Here is a 17,760-nt window from a genome sequence, read left to right as displayed (position 1 = left end):
TGACACGTATCTAACATCTGCAGGGAAATGCGTTTAAAGTGAGATCCTGTTAGCAGTTTGAAATCTCGCCGAATTTGTTGAAAAAGCGGCAAACCGCTGCTTTTGCGAGCGTTCAGTCGGGAAAAATGAAATCGTGCTTTGACAAGCCACAACGGCGTCGCTAATATTCGCCCCGTTCCAACGATTCCTCTGTAGTTCAGTCGGTAGAACGGCGGACTGTTAATCCGTATGTCACTGGTTCGAGTCCAGTCAGAGGAGCCAGATTTAAAAAGCCCGCTCAGGGAAACCTGAGCGGGCTTTTGGTTTTTTGATTTTGACTGGGTGTGAATACTCTCATGCTTACGGGCATACATTCTGTTAACAGAGGAAGTAAAGGCTGTCTTTAGGGATAGATCCCTTTAAAACTGGTTTTTTTCCTGGGGCCAGTCATGATTTCCTCCAGCGCCTCGACGCACTTAAGATAATGTGGCGTTTTCTTGTGCGCGGCGACGGCGTCACTATCGGCATAAGCCTCATAGATGTAAAACCTGGTAGGCTCCTGTTCGTCTTGCAGCACATCAAATCGCAGATTGCCTGGTTCTTTAATTGCACCTAAATGGTTTTCGCGAAACACGTTCAGAAACTCATCGACCTTATCGGCTTTGACATTAATTTCTACGAGAGTGACTTCCATAACGCCTCCTCTGGCTCAGCATGTGTGGTCGAGAAACAGCTGGTAGGCATGATCTACGCTGGCGTTGTCGTGCACCACGGCCTGTACCGCTTTCAGCATGGCAATCGGCGATTCGGACTGGAAGATGTTGCGCCCCATATCCACGCCCGACGCCCCCTGATCGATTGCCTGAAAGCACATCTTCAGCGCCTCGCGTTCGGGCAGTTTCTTGCCACCAGCGATAACAATCGGCACCGGGCAGCCTGCGGCGACGCGCTCGAAGCCGCTGTCCACATAGTACGTTTTGATGATGTGCGCCCCCATCTCGGCGGCAATGCGGGTTGCCAATGAGAAGTAACGCTGATCGCGCACCATATCTTTCCCCACGCCGGTCACCGCCATGGTTGGCATGCCGTAGCGGGTGCCTTGATCCACCAGTTGAATAATGTTTTTGATCGACTGATGCTCGTGCTCGCTGCCGATATACACCTGCGCGGCCATGGCTGACACATTCAGGCGCAGCGCGTCTTCAATCGCTACAGCAACCGTTTCATTCGACAGCTCGGTCAGAATCGAGTTACCTCCTGAGGCCCGTAGCACCACAGGTTTATTGACGGCGGCGGGCACCACGCTGCGCAGAATACCGCGCGTACACATCAACACGTCGGTGTATTCAAACAGCGGCGCGATATTGAGATCGATCCGCTCCAGGCCGGTGGTTGGCCCCTGAAAATAGCCGTGGTCGAACGCCAGCATGACGGTGCGCCCGGAGGCCGGATTGAAAATGCGTGCCAGCCGTGACTGCATCCCCCAGTCCAGCGCCCCACTTCCCTTGAGAAAGAACGCGCGGTTGCTTTGCGGCGTACCAATACCAAAATTCTTCCCGTCTTTGATGTCGTCTAGATCAGCCATCTCAAGCTCCCCTTACCTTGACGTTAATGTCAAAAATCGTATTTACCGATATTGTCTTTGGTGAACACCACGCGCTCCGGCAGCAGAACAATGCCGTTACCCCTGGCTTCATACTGGTAGCCCTGCACGCTGTTTGGTGAGACGCCAACCTGGCCGATTTTCGGCACATCCAGCTTGTCGCCCACGTTTAGCTCGCCCTTTTTCAGCAGCTGTTCGGCGACATAAACTGAAATCTTGCCCTGCGCGACCACGTCCCACAGGCCGAACTGTTTCACTGTCCCGCGCTCGACATAGGGTCGCATGACGTTTGGTGTGCTAAAGCCGACGATGGCGATATCCTTGCGCCCGAGGTTTTCCGCTGCCTGCGCCGCCGCTGGCAAAGCATTAGCGTCTGGCGCGATGATGGCGTCGAGGTCATTCCACGACTTCATAATGCCCTCGGCGGTTTGCAGCGACCTGGTGGCATCGTTATAGCCATACTGCGTGGTGACGATTTCCCACTCTGGATGCGCTTTGGCGATGCTGGCTTTTGCCTCTTTCACCCACTGGTTCTGGTCAGTTACCGTGGGGCTGGAGTAAAAAAACGCCACTTTGGCTTTCTCTTTAGTGACCTGGCTGGCAGTCATATCCACCAGCATGGAACCCAACTGCTGCGGCGTGCCCTGATTGATGTAAATCGAGCGGCAGTCGGGCCTGGTGTCCGAGTCCCAGGTCAGGACTTTCACCCCACGCTGCATGGCGCGTTTCAAGGCCGGGCACAGGCCGTCTGGGGAGACTGCCGCCACGACAATGGCGCCATAACCCTGATTAACGAAGTTGTTGATCATCTGCACCTGCCCCGACACGCTTGGCTCCGTCGGGCCGTCGTAGGTCACATCGACACCCAGCTCTTTTCCCGCCGCCATTGCCCCATTGCCGCCGCTGGTGAAGTAACCGACCCCCACCAGTTTCGGGATAAAGGCTATGCGATCGGCCGCCTGTACACTGGCACAAACCAAAGCTAATGCACTGACAGCGAACAGGGTTTTCCACGCGGTTATTTTCATCATTCACTCCACATTATTTCGAGGTCAGAGAAGCAGAAGGCGCAGACCAGCGGCGGTAATAGCGCTGGAAAACACTGCGAAGCAGGCCACGGTTGAGGCTGGCTGAACGGCCAATCACTACCAGAATCAGCAGCGCGCCGGAGAATGCGCTGGAAACCTGACTGGAAATGCCGATCATCTGCAGCCCTTGTTGCAAATAGCCAATCAGCAAGGTCGCCAGCGCCGTGCCGAGCACCGAGCCAGAACCGCCATAAATATTCGCGCCGCCAAGCACCACCGCGGTGATGGCAGGCATGAGTAAGGAGACGCCAAGATCCGAGCGCGCCGAGCCGAAGTAGGATGTCATGACTATTGCCGCCGCTGCCGAGGCCAGCCCGGTCATGCCATAAAGCACGAATAAGGTGCGGCTGACTGGCAGTGCGCCATAGCGCGCCACGCGGGCATTTTGCCCAATCAGAAACACATTGCGGCCGGTACGCGTGCGGTGCATCAAGCCCCAGAAGAACAGCGTCGCTAAAAGAAAAATCAGCAGCGGCATTGGCAGGCCCAGCAGCACCTGGTTAGCGAAGTCAGTAAAGGCCGCCGGGAAGCCGCCGATCCCTTCAAAGCCTGTCGCGCCTGCCAGTCCGGAGAGGAGCAGCGCGCTGCCGCCAAACAGGTATAACGTGCCGAGGGTGATCACCAGCGGATTCACGCCGGTATAGAGGATCAGCGTGGCATTGAGCAGGCCACAGGCAGTGCCAAGCGCCAGCGTCAGGCCAATCGCCAGCGGCAGAGGCACGCCCGCCTGGCACAGCACGCCGAGCGCAATGGCGCACAGGCCGATGGTTGAACCGAATGAAATATCGATGCCGCCGCTAACAATCACCATTGTCAGCGGCAGCGCCACGATACCTATGGTGATAAAATCGCTGGTGCTGTACAGCAGCGTGTTAACGTCCAGCATGCGCGGGTTGGTAAGGCCGAACAGTAAAATCTCCACCACCAGCAGGGCCAGCAATGTCCCCTCCCAGCCGTAACGCTTCAGATTGTTCATCACAGCACCCCGCTTTTATTGGTGTTCATACGTCGGGAAGTGCGCGTCTCCGACGATTTGGTTTTGGCTCTTGCCACCCCCGCCGCTTTCGGCTGGAAACGGGCGTACTTCTGGCGGCGCAGATTTTTGTCGAGTGCCTGCCGCAAACGCCCGTCAAACACCAGTACCGCCAGCAACACGACGCCCGCGATGAAGTCGTTCCACCACGCGGGCAGGCGTAGCAGCACTAACACGCTGTCGATTTGCGTCAGGAAATAGGCCCCCAGCACCGCGCCAACAAGGCTGCCGGTGCCGCCAAGCAGGCTGATTCCCCCCAGCACGCAGGCAGCAATGGCTTTCATTTCCAGCCCGCTGCCGGTTTGGTTCGGGACAAATCCAATCTGCGACGCGAAGACAATCCCGGCCAGCGCCGCCATCGAGCCATTAATGCCAAAAGCCAGAATACGTATGCGGTTCACCGGCACGCCGAGCTGGCGCGCGCCCTGTAGATTGTCTCCGACGGCGTAAAAGCTGCGGCCAAAAGGCGTGCGCGACAGCACCCAGAACATCACTAACAACAGAACAATCACCAGCAGCCCGAGAGGAGAAATGCCCAGCACCAGCGGCGTAGAAAGAGCTTTTAAGTCAGCAGGTAGCCCCTCAATCCACTTGCCGCCGGTCAGCAGCAGCATCAATCCGCGGTATAAACCCAGAGTGCCGAGGGTGGCGACAATCGCCGGAATACGCAGCCACGTCACCAGCACGCCGTTGAATAAGCCCGCCGCGATCCCTACCGCCAGCGTCGCCAGGCAGGCCAGCGGCAAAGCAAGACCGCTATTGAGCAAGATGCCCAGCGACACGGCGCACAGCCCGGTTATCGACCCCACCGACACGTCGATATTGCGGGTCAGCATCACTAACGTGGCACCCATAGCCAGCAGCATCAGGATCTGCGCACTGCCGAAAATCATCCCCAGCGTCTGGAAGCTAAAGGAGTGGCTGTCCATCGCGCCGAGCAGGCCGAACAACGCGATAATCGCCAGTAGCGCGGTCAGCTCACGGTTATTCTGAATCAGTCTCAGCATCAGGCTTCTCCCTCTAAAGCGTTGACAGGGGCGGGTTGGTGCGCATTGCCGAAGGCGATATGCATGATGCCGTTAACGTTAATATCGCCACCGCGCAGCTCGCCGCTCATCTCCCCCTGATGCATGACAAAGACCCGGTCCGCCAGCTCTTCTATCTCGTCCAGGTCGGAAGAAATCAGCAGCACAGCGACATTTTGTTTCACCACGCTTTGCAGCAGCTGGTAGATGTCGGCGCGGGCAGAAACGTCCACGCCACGGGTTGGCTCATCGACAATCAGCAGCGCGGGGCCAGCTTCAAGACACTTGGCAATCAGCAGTTTTTGTTGATTACCGCCGGACAGCGTGCGGGCGTGCTGGTCGCCGTGAGAATATTTGATGCCAAGCGCGCGGTGGTAGCGCTCGAGCACGGCGGCCTCACGTTTGGGGTTAAGCCACCAGCCGGTGCGGTTAAAGGTCAGCGAAGTGGTGTTCCATGACAGCGACGCGTCAAGATATAAGCCGGAGGCCTGGCGATCTTCGGGCAGGTAGACCAGTCCCTGTTCCAGTCGGGCCAGGGTATTGAGCGAAGTGATATCGCGCCCCGCCAGCCACACCTGCCCGGCCCGTGCGGCGCGCAGGCCATACAGCGTTTCCGCCAGCTCGGTGCGCCCGGCCCCCACCACGCCGGCCAGCCCGACGATTTCTCCGGCATTCACCGTCAGGGAAATATCGATAAAGCCCTCGCCGGTGAGATTTTCCACCTGTAGCACTGGCGTACCGGCTGCGCCATTACGGCGCGAACCGGGCAGATCCAGCCATAGCTTCTGTTCGGCGGGCAGCGCCGTTTCGGCCGCCTGCGGGGTAATGGCCTGAATCAGCTGGTCGTTATCAAGCTCGCTCAGTGCGCCGCTGAGGGCCATCTTGCCGTCACGCATCACGCTGACGCGGTCGGCAATCTGGCGAATTTCAGGCAGCTTGTGAGAGATAAACACCACGCCGACGCCCTGCGCAGCCAGCTTTTTAACCTGAGTAAACAGCCGCGCGGATTCAGCAGGAGTCAGCGACGCCGTAGGTTCATCAAGGATCAGCAGCCGCGCGTCGCGCATAAGCCCGCGCAGAATCTCTACCAGCTGCTGGTCGGCGACTTCCAGCGTCCCCGCCAGCGCGCCGAGGGGTAAGGTGCAGCCCAACTGGTCAAGACGCTGTTTCAGCTTGTCAGCACTGGCCTGATGGGCGGGCAAACGGAACAAGATGTTCTCCTTTACCGTCAGACTGGGGAAGAGCATCGGCTCCTGCGGCACCAGATAGATCCCTGCCTGATGGGCCCTGGCGGGCGTCATACCGGTGTGCACTTTACCGTTCAGCCACAGCGTTCCGCTGTCCGCCACCTCGACCCCGGCGATGATTTTCATCAAAGTGGATTTTCCCGCGCCATTGCCTCCCAGCAGCGCGTGGATCTCTCCGCCGTGCAGGGTAAAGTCGATATTTTTAAGTACCGCCACGCCGGAAAAGCCTTTGCTGACACCGGAAACGTGTAATAACGCGTTAAGAGAGTCTGTGTGCATGAAGCGACCTCTGATTAAAAACACACTCAATGAACAAATGTATTTACCATTTAATATTGTTCAAAAGACTAGTCTGCAGCGGTGGATAAAACCTGAACAGCGATCACGGTTTGTTTAATCCCTATATTCTGCGATATGATTCACACGGGAATCCTTCACGATTTGCCATGCCCATCACAGTTAACATCATTTCGTTAACGAACAATTGATCTATATTTTGATAAGTGTTCAATATGAATGACAAAGCAAACCAGTCCAACCTGACTATCCCAATGGAATATGGCATGGGCGAAGAAGAGCTGTTGGCTCGCACCGCGTGGTTCTATTACCACGACGGCCTGACCCAAAATGAGATCGGTGACCGGCTGGGGCTGACGCGCCTGAAAGTCTCACGCTTGCTGGAAAAAGGCCGCCAGTCTGGGGTGATCCGCGTGCAGATTAACTCGCGCTTTGAGGGGTGTCTGGCGCTGGAAAACACCTTACTGGATCGCTTTGATTTGCAGCATATCCGCGTGTTACCGCACTTGTCGGAAGGCGTTTTGAGCAGCCGTTTGGGCGTGGGTGCCGCGCATATGCTGATGACCTTGCTCAAGCCCGATCAGCTGCTGGCGGTGGGTTTTGGCGAAACGGCGATGAGCACCCTGCAGCATCTGAGTGGGTTTATCAGCTCGCAGCAGATTCGCATGGTGACGCTGTCCGGCGGCGTCGGGCCTTATATGACCGGCATCGGCCAGCTCGACGCGGCCTGTGGCGTAAGCATTATCCCCGCACCACTGCGGGCCTCGTCCGCCAGCGTCGCGGCGATTTTCCGCCAGGAGCGCAGCGTGCATGACGTGATGCTGGCGGCCTGCGCGGCAGACATTGCCATCGTCGGCATTGGCTCACTGAACCAGAAGCACGACGCGACGATCCTGCGCTCGGGCTATATCAGCGAAGGCGAACAACTGATTTTTGGCCGCAAAGGCGCGGTCGGCGACATTCTCGGCTACTTCATGCAGCGCAACGGCGAGCTGGCGGAGAACATGACGATCCACGACGAGCTGATTGCCGTCTCGCCAGATGATTTAGCCAATATTCCCACCGTGTTGGGCGTCGCCGCCGGGGTGGAAAAAGCCGAGGCGATTATCGCGGCGCTGAAAGGTAAACGAATCAACGCACTGGTTACCGAAGAGAGCACGGCGCAGGCGATGCTGGCGCTACTCGATTAACGCGCAAGATGTGTTCTGCGTGGCGACGGTAACGGGTATGGATAAAAACCGTTATGAGAGGCGGACTATGAGCACATCATCTGCAACAAAAAACGATGCTTATTTGATGGCACTGGATGCCGGCACGGGCAGTATCCGCGCGGTGATTTTCAATCTCGAAGGTGAGCAGATAGCCGCGGGACAGGCCGAGTGGATCCATCTGGCGGTGCCGGACGTGCCCGGTTCGATGGAGTTTGATTTGAGCAAGAACTGGCAGTTGGCCTGCCAGTGCATTCGCCAGGCCCTGCATGAAGCACAACTCCCCGCCTCAAGTATTCGCGCCGTTGCCGCCTGTTCAATGCGCGAAGGCATCGTTCTCTATAATAAAGCCGGTGAACCCATCTGGGCCTGTGCCAACGTTGATGCTCGCGCCAGTCGCGAAGTCTCCGAGCTAAAGGAAATTCACGACTTTGAATTCGAGCGCGAAGTGTATGAATGCTCCGGCCAGACGCTGGCGCTAAGCGCCATGCCGCGCCTGCTGTGGCTGGCGCATCATCGCCCGGATATTTATCGTCAGGCTGCCACCGTCACCATGATTAGCGACTGGCTGGCCTTTATGCTGAGTGGCGAGCTGGCGGTAGCCCCCTCTAACGCAGGCACCACCGGCATGTTAGACCTCGCCACCCGCAACTGGCGCCCAGAGCTGCTCGACATGGCCGGTCTACGCGCCGATATGCTCTCTCCAGTAGCCGAAACCGGCACCCGGCTGGGCTCCGTCACAGCCAGAGCAGCAGAAGCCAGCGGTTTACAGGCTGGTACGCCCGTGGGCATGGGCGGCGGCGATGTACAGCTTGGCACGCTGGGGCTGGGCGTGGTGTGCGCCGGGCAGACCGCCGTGCTGGGCGGCACCTTCTGGCAGCAAGTGGTTAACCTGCCAAAGCCCGTCACCGATCCGGAAATGAACATCCGCATCAATCCACATGTCATCCCCGGCATGGCGCAAGCCGAGTCGATCAGCTTTTTCACTGGCCTGACCATGCGCTGGTTCCGCGACGCCTTCTGCTCCGAAGAAAAGCTGCTCTCCCAGCGTCTGGGGGTCGACACCTACTCGCTGTTGGAGGATATGGCTGCCCGCGTGCCAGTCGGCTCATGGGGCATCACACCGATTTTCTCCGATGCGATGCATTTCAAAACCTGGTATCACGCCGCGCCTTCTTTTATCAATTTGTCGATTGATCCTGAACGCTGCAATAAGCAAACCCTGTTCCGCGCCCTGGAGGAAAACGCCGCGATTGTCTCAGCCTGCAACCTGGACTTGATTGCCGAGTTCTCCGGCGTCCGCGCCAGGTCGCTTGTGTTCGCGGGTGGTGGCTCGAAAGGAAAGTTGTGGTGCCAGATCCTCAGTGACGTGACCGGCATTCCGGTAAAAGTGCCGGTGGTGAAAGAAGCCACTGCCCTGGGCTGCGCGATTGCCGCAGGCGTCGCGGCGGGTGTCTATTCCACCCTCGCCGAAACCGGGGAATCCTTAGTGCGTTGGGAGCGAGAGTATCAACCCGACGCGGCGAATCATGAAATTTATCTGCTGCAGAAGAGTAACTGGCAGGCCGTTTACTCAGACCAACTTGGGTTAGTAGACAGGGTGTTAACAACGTCGATGTGGAAAGCACCCGGGTTGTAACAGTTGGCGGCCACGTCGGGCGCTGCGCTGCTGCCGAGGGACAGACCGAGGGTCACTTGCCCGCTGAGCGCCTGACCGGCGCAGTTCAGAGCGCGGCGCGCCTGCTCACACTGACGTAAAACCGTCTGGGCGTGCATATAAAGAATATTTCCGGCCTCGGTCGGCGTCTCAGTGCGGACTAATCATCGCTGCTCCCCTTCCAGCGTCGCCAGTTACTGACGCAACGCAGGCTGCACGATATGTAAAACAGCTGCCGGTTATTGCCGTTACCGGCAAAGGCGATCCCAGTCAGAGGAGCCAGATTTAAAAAGCCCGCTCAGCGAAACCCGAGCGGGCTTTTGGTTTTTGGGGCAATACTGCGAATAACCCGCCGCGCCAGCATTCTCGCCGGTGTAATAACAGCTCACTCTTTGAAACCCTCGCCTTACCATTTCCCCTGGATCTGCAAATGCCCGGCTGTCGCGCTGTGATACCATAGCGGCTGAATTTTCCTTGTTACTGAACGCTATGTCAGATACCACACCAAAACGAAAAAACGATCCTGAAGGGCTGAAAAAACGCATTATCGCTGGCGCCCTGACGACTTTTGCCGAGTATGGCATGCAGGGCGCGCGTCTGGAGCAGATCGCCGAAAATGCGCAGACCACCAAACGCATGGTGGTTTACCATTTCGGCACCAAAGAGAAGCTCTATATCGAGGTGCTTGAACAGGTCTATCAGGCGATCCGCGAGCATGAGACCGGCCTGAACCTGGCGGCGATGGAGCCTGAGCTGGCGATGAGCAAACTGGTGGAAGCCAGCTTCGACTACCACGTCTCGCATCCCGATTTTATGCGGCTGGTCTGCACGGAAAACCTGCTGCGCGGCCGCTATATCAGCCAGTCGCCGCGCATCAAGGCGCTGAACCGCAGCGCCCTCGACCTGCTGGACGATATCCTGACGCGCGGCCAGCAGCAGGGCATCTTTATTCGTGAGGTCGAAACCATCGACGTTCACCGCCTGATTAGCAGCATCTGCGTGCATCACGTCTCCAACCGCTACACCTTTAACGCGCTCTTCAGCCCGGATAACAGCGAAGAGGAGAGTATCCGCCGCAATCGACAGCTGGCGGTGACGGCGACGCTGCGTTACATCCGTAAACCGGCTTAAGGGAAGCGACAACGCTGCGATGGGCTACGCTTAACGGACGAAATTCACCGATCTCAACACAGGAATGTAGTCGTGAGCAGAGACGTCGAACGCTATCCCCTTCGCAACACTACCCTCAGCGACCAGGATGAGTCGCTGTGGAACTGGGCGCAAAACGCCCGCATCGGCAGCCGTCGGCAGCTGCATCAACCGCGCAGCGAAGCGGAGCTGCAACAGCTTTTGCGCGGCACGCAGGGCCGCGTGCGCGTGGTGGGCAGTCGTTTGTCGCCAGGCCGTATGCTGGACGTCGGAGAGGATGACGTGCTGGTAGATATCAGCGCCCTTTCCGGTCTGCTGGCACAGGATGAGCAGAGCGTCACCGTGGCGGCGGGCACCACGCTCAACGACCTTTATATCCGGCTGACCGCAATGGATCGCATGCTGGCCGCGTCGCCTGGCGTGATTGCGGTGCAAAAGCTGGCGGGCGCGATGGCGACCGGCACCCACGGCCAGGGCCTGCACCAAAGCTCGCTGGCGGACGAAGCGCTGCGCATTCGCATGGTGCTGGCCGACGGTTCGGTGCGCGAGTTTACGCGCGGCGAGCCTGACTTCCCCGCCGCGCAGGTCACCCTTGGCGCGCTTGGCATTGTCACTGCCGTGACGCTGCGCACCCAGCCCTTCCGCATCTACACCTGTTATAAAAACGCCGTGACGGCGGACAACCTTGAGCAGGATCTGCTGCGCTGGAACGAAGAGTATGCGCTGAGCAAGGCATGGTGGTTCGTCGATGACAATCTGATGCACGTCTGGAACGCCCGCGAAGCAGACGCGCAGGAAACCGCAGAGTGGCAAGCGAACGGCCGCGAAGTGGTGAAGCACGACGATCAAGGCGATGACAGCCTGAACAGCACCATCGACCAGACGCTGGAGCAGATGCATCGCGATACGCAGATCCACGGCAAAGGCGGCAAACAGTTCCGCACCGTCACTCGATTTCGCGACTTTACCGACGTCACCGGCGATATCTACCAGCTATTCTGCCGCGGCATCGCGGTGCCGCAGATCAACGTAGAGATCGGCATCCCGCTGGCGCGTACACCCGCCGCGATCGGCAAAATCAAACGCTGGTACGCCGCTAACCGCCCCCATATGCACTATCCGATTATCCTGCGCTGCACCGGCGCGTCCGAAGCCTGGCTCAGTCCCGCTTACGGCGAGCCAACCTGCTTCTTTGGTTTTGTGGTCTATTACGCCGATGACGGTTCGCTGTCGCAGGACGGCCTGCACTTTCTCACCGAAGTGGAAAAACTGCTGGCGGAGGAAGGCGGCCGGCCGCACTGGGGCAAATATTACGACGCCGGGCGCTACGTCTGGCGCGAAGTTTATCCGCACTGGGACGATTTCCGCGCGCTGAGCCGCGAACTGGACCCGCAACGCCGCTTCAGCAACCGCTATCTGACCGCGCTTTTTGACTGACTTTTACAGGGAGAGAACCATGTATGCATGGGTAACGCTGCTGACGCAGCCCGATTATCTGGTGGGCGTAAAGGCACTGCACCGTTCACTGAAGCAGAGCAACACGCGCTGGCCGCTGGTGGTGATGGCTACCGAGGCGATCCCCCAGGCGGATCGCGCCGCGCTTCAGGCGGAAGGCTGTGTGGTGCAGCAGGTCGATCCGATCTATCCCAACCGCGAGCTGGAACAGCACTACGCGTCAGCGCAGTTCGGCGAAGTATGGACCAAGCTGCGCGCCTGGCAGCTGACCGCTTATGAGCGCGTGGTGTTTCTTGATGCTGATATGCTGGTGCTGCGCAATATGGATGAGCTGTTCACGCTCGATTTTGGCGACAATCAACTGGCGGCCTGCCACGCCTGTCGCTGCAACCCTAACCAGATCGCCTCCTATCCCGCCAGCTGGCAGCCGGAAAACTGTCACTATACCTGGCAGGATCGCAACCAGCCCGCGCCCGCGTCGCTGGATAACTACCTGAACGGCGGCTTTCTGGTGCTGAAGCCGGATAACGCTGTCTATGAGCAGCTGGCGGATCGTATTGCGGCGATCGAGGATCTGAAGGCCTACCCGTTCTCCGAACAGGATCTGCTGAACGAGGCGTTCGCTGGCCGCTGGCAGCCGCTTCCCTATATCTACAACGCGCTGAAAACGCTGCCGTTTCAGCACAGCCGGATGTGGAATGCGCGCGAGGTGAAGAACCTGCACTATATTCTGGCGAAGCCGTGGAAGCGCGATTTGCAGCAGCCGGAGAGCGAGCGCGACCGCTACTATGCGCTGGATAAGCTCTGGTGGGAGAAGGCTACGGGTTGAGGAAAATTCTGGCGCGCGGCCTGCCAGACCGCGCGCTTTGATTCGCTACACTTTTTGCCAGCGCCGCTCGGCGGCCGACACCGCAATCGCCTCCAGCACCTTCTGCACCTGCAAACCTTCAGCAAAGTCGGGCCACAGGCGATCGCCCGCCGCAACGCCGTTGATTAAATCCCGAATCTCTACCGTTTTCTGATCGTTAAAACCGATGCCGTGTCCTGCCGAGACGCAGAAGCTGGCATAGTCGGGATGCGCCGGACCGGTCAGAATGGTTTTAAAACCCTGTCGTCCCGCCGGTTCGTCATGCAGATAGAGCGCCAGCTCCGCCATACGCTCCTGGCTGTAGCGCAGCGTGCCCCGGGTGCCGGTGACCACATAGGTCAGCCCCATTTTGCTGCCGCAGGCGATACGCGACGTTTCAATCACACCGTGCGCGCCGTTGCGAAAGCGCAGCAGCGCGCTGGCCTGATCTTCATTCTCTACCGGCAGCAGACGGCTGGGATCTTTTGCATCGGGACGGGTTTTAATCACCGTCATCATGTCGCCGCTGACCTCTTCAATCTCGCCCACCAGATAGTGCGCCATATTGACGATATGCGCCGCCAGATCGCCCAGCGCGCCGAGGCCCGCCAGCGCCTTCTGACAGTGCCAGTCGAGCGGCGTCTCCGGCTTGGCCAGATAATCTTCGTTGTGGGTGCCGTAGAAATGCACCACCTCGCCGATTTCGCCGCGTGAGATAATCTCTTTCGCCAGCTGGCTGGTCGGGTTCTTCATATAGTTAAAGCCCACCAGCGTTTTTACGCCCGCCGCCCGGGCGGCGTTAACCATCTCTTCTGCATCTACCACCGACAGCGACAGCGGCTTTTCCGAATAGACATGTTTGCCGTGGCGAATCGCCTCCAGCGCCATCTCTTTATGCAGAAAATTAGGGGCGCAGATATCCACGACGTCAATGGCGGGATCGCGCACCAGCTCACGCCAGTCACCGGTTGAGCGGGCGAAACCAAAGGCGGCGGCCTGCTTTTCCGCCAGCGCCGGATTAACCTCCGCCAGCATTTCCCGCACGATTTCGCCTTTAAGCGCAAAGACCGTCGGCGCCTGCGCATAGGCGATTGCGTGACAGCGTCCGATATAGCCGCTGCCGATCATGCCGATCCTGACTCTGTTCATCGACTGCCCTCTGGTTTCATAATGAGATTTTTGCGGAATATACGTTCCGAAAAATGCGCAGGCAAACGGCAGAGATAAGAAGTGTGAGCCGCTTTGAGATCTTTATCTTACGGAAGAAAAGCGGCGATGAAGAGGAGATAGCCAGCCGCGCAGTGTTAAGCATTTTTTTCATTAAGGCTTTTAAAGAAAAATAATTTTCATCTGGCGCACGCCTTTTCTGCCGGTGGCGGCGCTGCCCCTGACGTTTATTTCAGCAGTTGAACAATTTTGTGAAAAAGGGCTTTGACATGACCGATGCAGGTCGATAATATGCGCCCCGTTCAAACGATTCCTCTGTAGTTCAGTCGGTAGAACGGCGGACTGTTAATCCGTATGTCACTGGTTCGAGTCCAGTCAGAGGAGCCATATTTAGAGAAGCCCGCTCAGGGAAACCTGAGCGGGCTTTTTGCATTCCTCGCCTCAGCAGCCGACAGCGGCTATTCAGTCAGTTTAAGTCTTCTGATCGCCGGCACCAGGCTGGCCGCAAGCGTCGCTGCCAGCACCGCCGCCGCGCAGCTCAACAGCACAGCCTGAGTGCCGAACTGCATCGCCAGCGGCCCGGCGGCCAGCTCTCCCAGCGGAATGGTAATAAAGGAGCCCATCGCGTCATAGGCATAGACACGCGCCAGCCTGTCGCGCGGGATATGGGTTTGCAGCGCCTGCGCCCAGATGACACCGAACTGCCCAAACCCGGTGCCGGCCAGGCAAAACGCGCCCATCAGCCAGCCGGAAGAAGCGCCGCCTGCCAGCAGCAGAATGGGAAAGACACAGAGCGCCACCAGCATCACGCCGGTGAACATTGCGCGCCGCGGCCGCCAGCGCAGCGCGATACCGGAGCCGATAATCAGCCCGACGCTCTGCGCCGCAATCATCATGCCCCAGCGGGTGCGACCAAAAGCGCTGTCGGCGATAACCGGGCCGAGCACCATTACCATGCCGGTAAAGGCGGCGTTGACCACGGCGAACTGCGCCACTACCGCCCAGACCCAGCTTCGGGAGATAAACTCCCGCCAGCCGTCGCGTAAATCCTGCCAGAGCGTGGTTTGCGTTCCTGACGGCTGCGCGTCGGTGCGAACGGAGAAATAGAGCGGCGCGGCGAGCGCGAAGCCCAGCGCATCGACCGCCAGTCCCCAGCCAGCGCCCAAGGTACTGGTGAGGATACCGCCCAGCGACGCGCCGATAATGGTGCCGGCATAGACGCCCGACTGAATAAAGGCGTTCGCCTGGCGCAGCTTCTGCGTCGGTACGGTTTGCGGCACCAGCGCCGATGAGGCAGGCAGCGCAATGCCCGCTGCCGCGCCGTTCACGGCGCTCAGCATCGCTAAACCAGCAAGGGTCGCTGAGCCGTCCAGCACCAGCCAGGCGACGCCACTCTGGGAAAGCGCGGCAATCATTGAAGAGATCAGCAGCACCCGATTACGCGAATAACGATCGGCCAGCACGCCGCCAGTCAGCAAAAAAAGGACGTTAAACAGAGAGCGCGCGGCCACCACCACGCCCAGATCGGCGGCGGAACCGCCCATATCGAGCACCGCAAAGGCAAGCGCTACCGGCGCGACGCTGTTGCCCAGCACCGTAAGCGTGCGGGCGAAAAAGAGGTTACGGAAGGGTGCGTAATGAAAGGCATGACGTGGTGCTTTAACCTTCACGGTCAGGCTCCCCGTTGCCTTTTCTTATCCTGATGCGGCTGATAGTTCCTCCTTGCTTCTCGCGGCCATCCATTCAGACAGAGACGAAATCATAACCGGAGTGGCGCGCGCTGCACAGATGATTCCCGATCAGGAGGCAGGTCTGGTTGCCGCGGAAAGATTAACTTGAGCCGAACCGATAAGAGTGCCTGACAACGCCAGAGAGAGGGAAAAGAGCTTAAGAATAACAATTTATAATAAAAAAGGCGGCCGCAGCCGCCCTCTTCATACTTAGCGCCAGCCCAGCTCCGGGGCGACATATTTCAGAATCGCTTCGATAACGTGCGCGTTGTACGCCACGCCAAGCTGGTTCGGCACCGTCAGCAGCAGCGTGTCCGCTTCGGCGATGGCCTCATCCTGCGCCAGCTGTTTAATCAGCGCTTCCGGCTCCGCCGCGTAGCTGCGGCCGAAAATGGCGCGCGTCTTCTCATCAAGGAAACCGACGGAGTCCTGCTCCTGGCCGCTGCGGCCAAAGTAGGCGCGGTCCATATCGTTAACCAGCGCGAAGATGCTGCGGCTGACCGATACGCGCGGCTCACGCGTATGCCCCGCCGCTTTCCAGGCTTCGCGGTAGGCGCGGATCTGTTTCGCCTGCTGAACGTGGAACGGCTCGCCGGTCTCGTCATCTTTCAGCGTGGAGCTTTGCAGGTTCATGCCCATTTTCGCTGCCCACTCCGCCGTCGCGTTAGAGCCGGACCCCCACCAGATGCGCTCGCGCAGTCCTTCAGAGAAAGGCTCCAGGCGCAGCAGGCCCGGCGGGTTCGGGAACATCGGCTGCGGGTTGGGCTTAGCGAAACCTTCGCCGCGCAGCACCTCTAAAAATGCTTCAGTATGACGGCGGCCCATATCGGCATCGGTTTCGCCCTCTTGCGGCGCATAGCCGAAGTAGCGGTAGCCTTCTACCACCTGCTCCGGCGAGCCGCGGCTGATGCCGAGCTGAAGGCGCCCGTTAGCGATCAGGTCCGCCGAGCCTGCATCCTCCGCCATATAGAGCGGGTTTTCGTAGCGCATATCGATAACGCCGGTGCCAATCTCAATTTTACTGGTGCGCGCGCCGACCGCCGCCAGCAGCGGGAACGGCGAGCTGAGCTGACGGGCAAAGTGGTGCACGCGGAAGTAAGCGCCATCTGCACCCAGCTCTTCAGCGGCGACCGCAAGGTCGATAGACTGCAACAGCACATCCTGCGCAGAGCGGGTGGCGGATTGTGAAGAGGGAGTCCAGTGACCGAAGGATAAGAAGCCAATCTTTTTCATAATTCAGTTCCTTTCGCGGGCAAACTTCGCCGCTGCGTGAGAGATAAGATTCGATGACCAAAGGTTACGACAGCCGCGCCTGTACTGATAGCCAATAGTTTTCAACCGTATCATCAACTTTTTCGACATAAGTTAATTCCTGATAAGCCTTCTCTTTTTCGTCATCCTGGCGCAGGGTTTATCTGCTGCGGCTTGCGCGCCGGATCAGACCGAAAGGGACAAACGTTTTTCACCCAGGCCAGCAGACTCTCACGCCCTCTGACAGACAACAGGAGTGACGGCATGAAACGGCTTTCGTTACCGATGTACGACATTCATCATCCCGACACGCGGGCGTTGACCGGCATTCTGGCGCAGCGCCTGCGGGCGGAGGTTGAGTGGCCTGCGGATCTGCTGGCGCACTGGCGCGCTGACGACCTGCTGCTGAGCCAGACCTGTGGCTATCCGCTGGTGACGATGCTGCCTGACGTGCAGCTGGTCGGCGCGTTTCAGCTCAGCGCGCCGGGGTGTGACGGCGCACGCTACCGTAGCTGGCTGGTCGCGCGTCAGGAGGATGAGGATTGCGCGTTAGCGGATTTTCGCGGCCGTCGGGCGGTGGCGAACAGCGTCGATTCCCACTCCGGCTATAACGCGCTGCGCTATCTTATTGCGCCGCTGGCGCAAGCGGGCCGCTTTTTCAGCTCCACGTTGTTGAGCGGCAGCCATCGCCAGTCGCTGGCGGATCTGCGCGCGGGCAAAGCGGATATCGCGGCGATCGATTGCCTTAGCTGGGCGCTGTTGCGACGCCATGCCCCGCACGAGCTGGCGCCGCTGGCGATTGTCGGCGAAACGCCGCTCTGCCCCGCCCCGCCGCTGATCGCCTCGGCGCAGACTGATGCGCAGACGCTGGCGACGCTGCGCCGCGTACTCACGCAGTTTGCAGAGGAAAAGGCGGCGCGCGACAGCTTTATCAGTGGATTCACCGTGCCGGAACGCGCTGCCTATAACGAAATAAAACGCTGGGAGGAGCAGGCCGCCGCGCATGGCGTGACCTGCCTGTAAC

Annotated in this window: 15 protein-coding genes, 2 tRNA genes and 1 pseudogene; 8 read left to right on the top strand and 10 right to left on the bottom strand. The window is 58.9% G+C overall.

Translation table 11 applies throughout. The features are described from left to right. The first annotated feature begins 185 nt into the window (after positions 1-185). Positions 186-261, top strand: a tRNA-Asn gene (locus D7S44_RS07285). Between the two features lie 121 nt (positions 262-382). Here the strand turns inward: D7S44_RS07285 and lsrG are convergent. From lsrG to lsrA, 6 genes are read right to left on the bottom strand one after another with little or no spacing between them, the layout of a single operon-like run. Then, entirely contained in the window at positions 383-673 is a 291-nt protein-coding gene (gene lsrG / locus D7S44_RS07280) for a (4S)-4-hydroxy-5-phosphonooxypentane-2,3-dione isomerase (protein WP_120453424.1), read from the bottom strand. A gap of 15 nt (positions 674-688) precedes the next feature. Further along, entirely contained in the window at positions 689-1,564 is an 876-nt protein-coding gene (lsrF, locus tag D7S44_RS07275) for a 3-hydroxy-5-phosphonooxypentane-2,4-dione thiolase (protein WP_120453422.1), read from the bottom strand. Between the two features lie 29 nt (positions 1,565-1,593). Continuing rightward, positions 1,594-2,610: an autoinducer 2 ABC transporter substrate-binding protein LsrB gene (lsrB, locus tag D7S44_RS07270; protein WP_120453420.1), complete on the bottom strand. Its 1,017-nt coding sequence runs from the start codon at positions 2,608-2,610 to the stop codon at positions 1,594-1,596. Positions 2,611-2,623: 13 nt separating this feature from the next. Continuing rightward, positions 2,624-3,646, bottom strand: a complete 1,023-nt coding sequence (gene lsrD, locus D7S44_RS07265) for an autoinducer 2 ABC transporter permease LsrD (RefSeq protein WP_120453418.1) — start codon at positions 3,644-3,646, stop codon at positions 2,624-2,626. Next, the gene (gene lsrC, locus D7S44_RS07260; protein WP_120453416.1) at positions 3,646-4,710 is read right to left on the bottom strand and encodes an autoinducer 2 ABC transporter permease LsrC; all 1,065 of its coding nucleotides are present in this window, start codon (positions 4,708-4,710) and stop codon (positions 3,646-3,648) included. The genes lsrD and lsrC overlap by 1 nt, the downstream gene beginning before the upstream one ends. Continuing rightward, positions 4,710-6,254, bottom strand: coding sequence for an autoinducer 2 ABC transporter ATP-binding protein LsrA (gene lsrA, locus D7S44_RS07255; RefSeq protein WP_120453414.1), 1,545 nt, complete (start codon positions 6,252-6,254; stop codon positions 4,710-4,712). The genes lsrC and lsrA overlap by 1 nt, the downstream gene beginning before the upstream one ends. A gap of 233 nt (positions 6,255-6,487) precedes the next feature. Between lsrA and lsrR the strand changes: the two genes are divergently transcribed. Beyond that, entirely contained in the window at positions 6,488-7,462 is a 975-nt protein-coding gene (gene lsrR / locus D7S44_RS07250; protein WP_240629439.1) for a transcriptional regulator LsrR, read from the top strand. Positions 7,463-7,529: 67 nt separating this feature from the next. Then, complete coding sequence (gene lsrK / locus D7S44_RS07245) at positions 7,530-9,119, top strand: autoinducer-2 kinase (protein ID WP_120453412.1); 1,590 nt, start codon at positions 7,530-7,532, stop codon at positions 9,117-9,119. Between the two features lie 20 nt (positions 9,120-9,139). Here the strand turns inward: lsrK and D7S44_RS23835 are convergent. Continuing rightward, positions 9,140-9,373: pseudogene (locus tag D7S44_RS23835) on the bottom strand (nitrogen assimilation transcriptional regulator NAC); the annotation flags it as partial. A 253-nt stretch (positions 9,374-9,626) separates the two neighbouring features. Here D7S44_RS23835 and D7S44_RS07235 point away from each other — a divergent pair. The 3 genes from D7S44_RS07235 to D7S44_RS07225 all read left to right on the top strand — a co-directional run bounded on the left by D7S44_RS07235 (position 9,627) and on the right by D7S44_RS07225 (position 12,570). Continuing rightward, entirely contained in the window at positions 9,627-10,268 is a 642-nt protein-coding gene (locus D7S44_RS07235; protein WP_120453410.1) for a TetR/AcrR family transcriptional regulator, read from the top strand. A 72-nt stretch (positions 10,269-10,340) separates the two neighbouring features. Beyond that, the gene (locus D7S44_RS07230) at positions 10,341-11,723 is read left to right on the top strand and encodes a D-arabinono-1,4-lactone oxidase (protein WP_120453409.1); all 1,383 of its coding nucleotides are present in this window, start codon (positions 10,341-10,343) and stop codon (positions 11,721-11,723) included. Positions 11,724-11,742: 19 nt separating this feature from the next. After that, complete coding sequence (locus D7S44_RS07225) at positions 11,743-12,570, top strand: glycosyltransferase family 8 protein (protein ID WP_120453407.1); 828 nt, start codon at positions 11,743-11,745, stop codon at positions 12,568-12,570. Between the two features lie 45 nt (positions 12,571-12,615). Here D7S44_RS07225 and D7S44_RS07220 read toward each other — a convergent pair whose 3' ends face one another. Continuing rightward, positions 12,616-13,737 (bottom strand): Gfo/Idh/MocA family protein, encoded by a 1,122-nt coding sequence (locus tag D7S44_RS07220; RefSeq protein ID WP_120453405.1) that lies wholly within the window; start codon positions 13,735-13,737, stop codon positions 12,616-12,618. Between the two features lie 329 nt (positions 13,738-14,066). Here D7S44_RS07220 and D7S44_RS07215 point away from each other — a divergent pair. Next, positions 14,067-14,142 (top strand) — tRNA-Asn (locus D7S44_RS07215). A 71-nt stretch (positions 14,143-14,213) separates the two neighbouring features. On the opposite strand, the gene D7S44_RS07210 is transcribed toward D7S44_RS07215, so the two are convergent. Continuing rightward, complete coding sequence (locus tag D7S44_RS07210; protein ID WP_240629438.1) at positions 14,214-15,425, bottom strand: MFS transporter; 1,212 nt, start codon at positions 15,423-15,425, stop codon at positions 14,214-14,216. A 270-nt stretch (positions 15,426-15,695) separates the two neighbouring features. Next, positions 15,696-16,718 (bottom strand): LLM class flavin-dependent oxidoreductase, encoded by a 1,023-nt coding sequence (locus D7S44_RS07205; protein ID WP_120453401.1) that lies wholly within the window; start codon positions 16,716-16,718, stop codon positions 15,696-15,698. A 282-nt stretch (positions 16,719-17,000) separates the two neighbouring features. Between D7S44_RS07205 and D7S44_RS07200 the strand changes: the two genes are divergently transcribed. Further along, a complete protein-coding gene (locus D7S44_RS07200) occupies positions 17,001-17,759 on the top strand; it encodes a phosphate/phosphite/phosphonate ABC transporter substrate-binding protein (RefSeq protein ID WP_120453399.1) in 759 nt (252 codons plus the stop codon). Position 17,760 lies beyond the last annotated feature (1 nt).

This window comes from Pantoea piersonii (genome assembly GCF_003612015.1).
Classification (GTDB): domain Bacteria; phylum Pseudomonadota; class Gammaproteobacteria; order Enterobacterales; family Enterobacteriaceae; genus Pantoea; species Pantoea piersonii.
The sequence above is the reverse complement of the archived record's forward strand: the minus strand, read 5'-3'. Positions and strand labels throughout refer to the sequence as shown.

What these genes read in the sequence shown, in the direction of transcription:
- lsrR (WP_240629439.1), top strand. Translation starts at nt 6,488, where the DNA reads ATGAATGACAAAGCAAACCAGTCCAACCTGACTATCCCAATGGAATAT.
- lsrK (WP_120453412.1), top strand. Translation starts at nt 7,530, where the DNA reads ATGAGCACATCATCTGCAACAAAAAACGATGCTTATTTGATGGCACTG.
- lsrG (WP_120453424.1), bottom strand. Translation starts at nt 673, where the DNA reads ATGGAAGTCACTCTCGTAGAAATTAATGTCAAAGCCGATAAGGTCGAT.
- D7S44_RS07225 (WP_120453407.1), top strand. Translation starts at nt 11,743, where the DNA reads ATGTATGCATGGGTAACGCTGCTGACGCAGCCCGATTATCTGGTGGGC.
- lsrF (WP_120453422.1), bottom strand. Translation starts at nt 1,564, where the DNA reads ATGGCTGATCTAGACGACATCAAAGACGGGAAGAATTTTGGTATTGGT.
- lsrA (WP_120453414.1), bottom strand. Translation starts at nt 6,254, where the DNA reads ATGCACACAGACTCTCTTAACGCGTTATTACACGTTTCCGGTGTCAGC.
- D7S44_RS07205 (WP_120453401.1), bottom strand. Translation starts at nt 16,718, where the DNA reads ATGAAAAAGATTGGCTTCTTATCCTTCGGTCACTGGACTCCCTCTTCA.
- D7S44_RS07235 (WP_120453410.1), top strand. Translation starts at nt 9,627, where the DNA reads ATGTCAGATACCACACCAAAACGAAAAAACGATCCTGAAGGGCTGAAA.
- lsrC (WP_120453416.1), bottom strand. Translation starts at nt 4,710, where the DNA reads ATGCTGAGACTGATTCAGAATAACCGTGAGCTGACCGCGCTACTGGCG.
- D7S44_RS07200 (WP_120453399.1), top strand. Translation starts at nt 17,001, where the DNA reads ATGAAACGGCTTTCGTTACCGATGTACGACATTCATCATCCCGACACG.
- D7S44_RS07220 (WP_120453405.1), bottom strand. Translation starts at nt 13,737, where the DNA reads ATGAACAGAGTCAGGATCGGCATGATCGGCAGCGGCTATATCGGACGC.
- lsrB (WP_120453420.1), bottom strand. Translation starts at nt 2,610, where the DNA reads ATGAAAATAACCGCGTGGAAAACCCTGTTCGCTGTCAGTGCATTAGCT.
- lsrD (WP_120453418.1), bottom strand. Translation starts at nt 3,646, where the DNA reads ATGAACAATCTGAAGCGTTACGGCTGGGAGGGGACATTGCTGGCCCTG.